This window comes from Lentzea indica (assembly GCF_012184385.1).
GTDB lineage: Bacteria > Actinomycetota > Actinomycetes > Mycobacteriales > Pseudonocardiaceae > Lentzea > Lentzea indica.
This window is the reverse complement of sequence record NZ_VSRL01000421.1, coordinates 1-4,529: the sequence shown is the minus strand read 5'-3', so window position 1 is coordinate 4,529 and position 4,529 is coordinate 1. Positions and strand designations below refer to the sequence as shown.

General features: G+C 68.4%; 5 protein-coding genes. 1 reads left to right on the top strand and 4 read right to left on the bottom strand.

Features of this window, described 5'->3' with window-relative positions:
- On the bottom strand, window positions 1-282 hold a 282-nt coding region (locus FXN61_RS47520), incomplete at its 3' end, for a biotin/lipoyl-containing protein (RefSeq protein WP_312878559.1).
- Between the two features lie 50 nt (window positions 283-332).
- Entirely contained in the window at window positions 333-1,721 is a 1,389-nt protein-coding gene (gene lpdA / locus FXN61_RS47515) for a dihydrolipoyl dehydrogenase (RefSeq protein ID WP_312878558.1), read from the bottom strand.
- A gap of 180 nt (window positions 1,722-1,901) precedes the next feature.
- Here lpdA and FXN61_RS47510 point away from each other — a divergent pair, with 180 nt between their 5' ends.
- Entirely contained in the window at window positions 1,902-2,228 is a 327-nt protein-coding gene (locus tag FXN61_RS47510; RefSeq protein WP_167980349.1) for an oxidoreductase, read from the top strand.
- Here the strand turns inward: FXN61_RS47510 and FXN61_RS47505 are convergent.
- The gene (locus FXN61_RS47505; RefSeq protein WP_167980348.1) at window positions 2,225-2,689 is read right to left on the bottom strand and encodes an OsmC family protein; all 465 of its coding nucleotides are present in this window, start codon (window positions 2,687-2,689) and stop codon (window positions 2,225-2,227) included. The two genes, FXN61_RS47510 and FXN61_RS47505, sit on opposite strands and share 4 nt — an antisense overlap.
- Window positions 2,690-3,062: 373 nt before the next feature.
- On the bottom strand, window positions 3,063-4,529 hold a 1,467-nt coding region (locus FXN61_RS47500), incomplete at its 5' end, for a leucyl aminopeptidase (RefSeq protein ID WP_246293223.1).

The following is a 4,529-nucleotide window of genomic DNA, read 5'->3' as shown; positions in this document are numbered from 1 at the left end:
GCGCCTCCTGCGCGGGGCGGGCGCGGGCTCGGAGGCAGCGGCGTCGCCGTCACCGATGACCGCGAGCTCGCCACCGACCTCGACGGTGTCGTCCTCCTGGGCGACGATCTTCTGCAGGACGCCGGCCGCCGGGGACGGGATCTCGGTGTCGACCTTGTCGGTGGACACCTCGAGCAACGGCTCGTCCACCTCCACCCGGTCGCCTTCCTGCTTCAACCACCGGGTGACCGTGCCCTCGGTGACGCTCTCACCGAGTGCGGGCATCTGGACGGAGAAGGCCATTGTTCGCTGACTCCTCGTGCTCTCGTGTGGCTGACTTGGATGGGGAACGGTCAGCCGTGCACGTGCAGCGGCTTGCCGGCCAGGGCGAGGAAGGCCTCGCCGAGGGCTTCAGTCTGGGTCGGGTGGGCGTGGATCAGCGGAGCCACGTCCTCCGGGTAAGCCTCCCAGCTGTAGATCAGCTGGGCCTCACCGATGAGCTCGCCGACGCGCTCGCCGACCATGGTGACACCGACGACCGGGCCATCGGGAGCCTTGATCAGCTTCACGCCACCGGTGGTCTTGAGGATCTGGCTCTTGCCGTTGCCCGCGAGGTCGTAGATGAACACCTCGGCGGAGCCGTACTTCTCCTTGGCAGCGGCCTCGGAGAGACCGACGGAGGCGACCTCGGGCTTGCAGTAGGTGACGCGCGGGATGCCCGCCTCGTCGATCACCTTCGGGTTCTGGCCCGCGATCTCCTCGGCCACGAAGATGCCCTGCTGGAAACCGCGGTGCGCGAGCTGCAGGCCAGGCACGATGTCGCCGACGGCGTAGACGTTCGGCAGGTTCGTGCGCAGGCGCTCGTCGGTGATGACGAACCCGCGGTCGATCTGGACACCGGCCTCCTCGTAGCCGTGGCCCGCGCTGTTCGGGCCGCGGCCGACCGCGACGAGCAGCAGGTCGGCGTCGAGGACGTCGCCGTTCTCCAGCGTGATCGACACACCGGAGTCGGTCTGCGTGGCGCCGGTGAACTTCACACCGGTCTTGAACTTGATGCCGCGCTTGCGGAAGGCGCGCTCGAGCTGCTTGGACGCGTACTCGTCCTCGGCGGGCACCAGGCGGGGCAGCGCCTCGACGATGGTGACGTCCGAGCCGAACGACCGCCACACGCTCGCGAACTCCACGCCGATGACGCCGCCGCCGAGGACGACGACCTTCTCCGGGATGAAGTCCAGGTTGAGCGCCTGGTCGCTGGTGATGACCCTGCCGCCGATCTCCAGGCCGGGCAGGCTGCGGGCGTACGAGCCCGTCGCGAGCACCACGTTCTTGCCGACGTAGCGCTGGCCGTTCACGACGACCGTGTTCGGGCCGACGAACGTGCCCGCGCCCTCGACCAGGGTGACCTTGTTCGCCTTCGCGAGACCCTGCAGGCCCTTGTAGAGCCGCGAGACCACACCGTCCTTGTAGGAGTTGACACCGGCGATGTCGATGCCCTCGAGCGAGCTCTTCACACCGAACTGGTCGCCTTCGCGGGCGTTGTCCGCGACCTCGGCTGCGTGCAGCAGCGCCTTGGTCGGGATGCAGCCGCGGTGCAGACAGGTGCCACCCAGCTTGTCCTTCTCGACCAGGACGACGGACAGGCCGAGCTCGGCCGCGCGGAACGCGCAGGCGTAGCCCCCCGAACCGCCGCCGAGGATGACAAGATCGGCGTTGGTGGCCGACTCCAGTTCCGGCGAAGTCACTTCGGATCTCCTCGGGATTACTTACTACGCGCGGGTGCGCGCGAGGTACGCGGCCATCTTGTCACTAGTTCCCAGAGCATGGTGATCCGGCATAGGACACCACGCCCGGTGCTGATCATTCACCTACTCATAACACCCTTACCTGGCACCATGGTGGAAGGGAAGCGCAGGAGGTGCTCGATGGGGCTGTTCGATCGTTTTCGCAGGAAGCCACGTCCAGGTGTACTGCGGACCGCCTCCAACCAGGACACGAGCCACCTGGAGAAGTGGGCAGCGAGCCGCCAGGGCGTCGAGGCCTATGTGGAGCCGAAGACCACGGTGACCGAAACCACTGTGGTCCTGGTCGCGCACGACGGCGAGTGGACCCGCCGCCGCGTCGCGTCCCCGGACGCCGCACGCAGCTTCGCCCGCAAGCTCGGCATGCCGATTTACGACGCCGGCATCGTCGGCTACCCGAAGCGCATGCGCGACTACTCCGCGCGCAAAAAGGCCGCAGGCGATCTCTAAACCTTCACCGCCGGCTCGTGCCGCACGGGGAAATTGACGCTCGCCGCGATGAAGCACATCGAGTGCGCCTTCTCGTGCAACGCCTGCGCGGTCTCCCTGGTCTCGGGATCGGCGACGGTGACAACGGGGTTGAGGTTCACCTCGGTGAACCGCCCGGAGCCGTCGGGGTGCTCGGCCATCGTGCCGGTGGCGTGGTCGCGGTAGTCGGTGACGACGACGCCGTTGACCGACGCGAGGTGCAGGTACCAGAGCATGTGGCACTGCGAGAGCGACGCGACGAGCAGCTCCTCGGGGTTGTACCGGCTGCGGTCACCCCGGAACGACGGGTCTGACGACCCGAGGATCGTCTCCTTTCCCTCGACCAAAATCTCGTGCGCGCGTTCATAGGTCTTGTACCCGGAAGTCCCGCTCCCGGTGTTTCCGGTCCATACGACGTCGACCTCGTACCGATGCGTCCCCATGTGGAAATACTCCTCTCACGAAGCCGCCCGACCTAGCCCCGTGAGACGGGCGTCTCCGTTCAGCCGCCACCCGATCGCGCCCACCCCAACCGATATATCAGTTCCACCCCACCTCTGACCTGCGCCTTAGCAATGAGACTTTGGACGTCGCCCGCAAAAGACTCGTTGCAAAGGCGCCAGGGCCGCGGTCTGCGGCGGCGTCGCCCTGGCTGCCGGTGGAGAACGCGCGCGACCTCGTCACGTTCACGCTGCGCGACGACTGCCAAAATCCGGAAAACTGATATATCGGTTTTGGGAAGTGGTTGCGCGGCCGTCGAAAATAGAACGGGCGGAGTCCCCGAAAGGAACTCCGCCCGTGTGAGAAGAAGCGAACTCAGCCGTTGGCGGCGATGTCCGCCAGCACGGCCGCGATGGTCCGCACCGGAACGCCCGTGCCGCCCTTCGCGGTGTACCCGTACGGGCCACCCGTGTGGTACGCCGGGCCGGCGATGTCGATGTGCGCCCACTGCACGCCCTCGGCCACGAACTCGCGCAGGAACAGGCCGGCCGCGAGCATGCCGCCCCAGCGGTGGCCGGTGACGTTCGCCAGGTCCGCCAGGCGCGAGTCGAGGTCCGCTCGCAGCTCCTCCGGCAGCGGCATGGCCCACGCCGACTCGCCGACGGCGTTGCCGATCGCGGTGACGCGGTCGCGGAACTCGTCAGAGCCCATGACGCCCGCGGTGCGCTTGCCCAGGGCGACGACCTGCGCGCCGGTCAGGGTCGCGGTCTCGATCAGGTAGTCCGGGCCGTCCTCGCACGCGCGCACGATGGCGTCGGACAGGATCAGGCGGCCCTCGGCGTCGGTGTTGAGCACCTCGACGGTCTTGCCGCCGTACATGGTCAGCACGTCGCCGGGGCGGTAGGCGTCGCCCGACGGCATGTTCTCCGCCATCGGGATCGACGCGGTGATCTCCAGCGGGTACTTGAGCTTCGAGGCGAGCACCATGGTCGCGACGATCGCGGCGGCACCGGCCATGTCGGAGGTCATCTCGTCCATGCCCTGCGCGGGCTTGATCGAGATGCCGCCGGTGTCGAACGTGATGCCCTTGCCGACGAGCGCGACCTTCTTGACGGCCTTGGCGCCCTTGTAGGAGATGCGCACCAGGCGCGGCTGGCGCGAGGAACCGCCGCCGACGCCCAGGATGCCGCCGAAGCCCTGCTTCTTCAGCGCCTTCTCGTCGAGCACCTCGACGTCGAGACCGGCGGCGGAAGCCAGCTTCGCGGCGCGGTCGGCGAACGAGGCGGGGTAGAGGTCGTTCGGCGGCGTGTTCACGAAGTCGCGCGAGATGGCGACGGCTTCGGAGATCGCGACGGCGGCCTTCAGAGCGGCCTTGTTCTCCTTCGACGGGGCGGCGACGAGGTCGACCTTCGCGACCGCGCCCTCGCCCTTGTCGGACTTGTACTCGGTGAACGAGTAGGCACCGAGCAGCGTGCCCTCGGCGGCGGCAGCGACGTGCGGGGAAGCGAGCGTGTTCACAGCGCGCTTCTTGCCGGCCAGCGCGCGGGCGGCCACACCGGACGCGCGGCGCACCTGCTCCTCGCCTGCCGACTTGCCGAGGCCGACGGCCAGCACGAGCGGGGCGGCGAGCTTGCCGAAGGTCGGCACCTTCACGAGCTCGTCGGCCTTGCCCGAGGCGCGCAGGGTGCCCAGCACCTCGAGCAGCGCGCCGTCGAACGCGGCGTTGACAGCATCGGCACCGGGGGCGAGCTCCAGACCGTCCGCACCCTGCAGGGTGCCCACGACGACTGCGTCCGCGGCGGTGGTGCTCAGGTCACCTTCGGTGAGGGCCAGCTTCGGGGC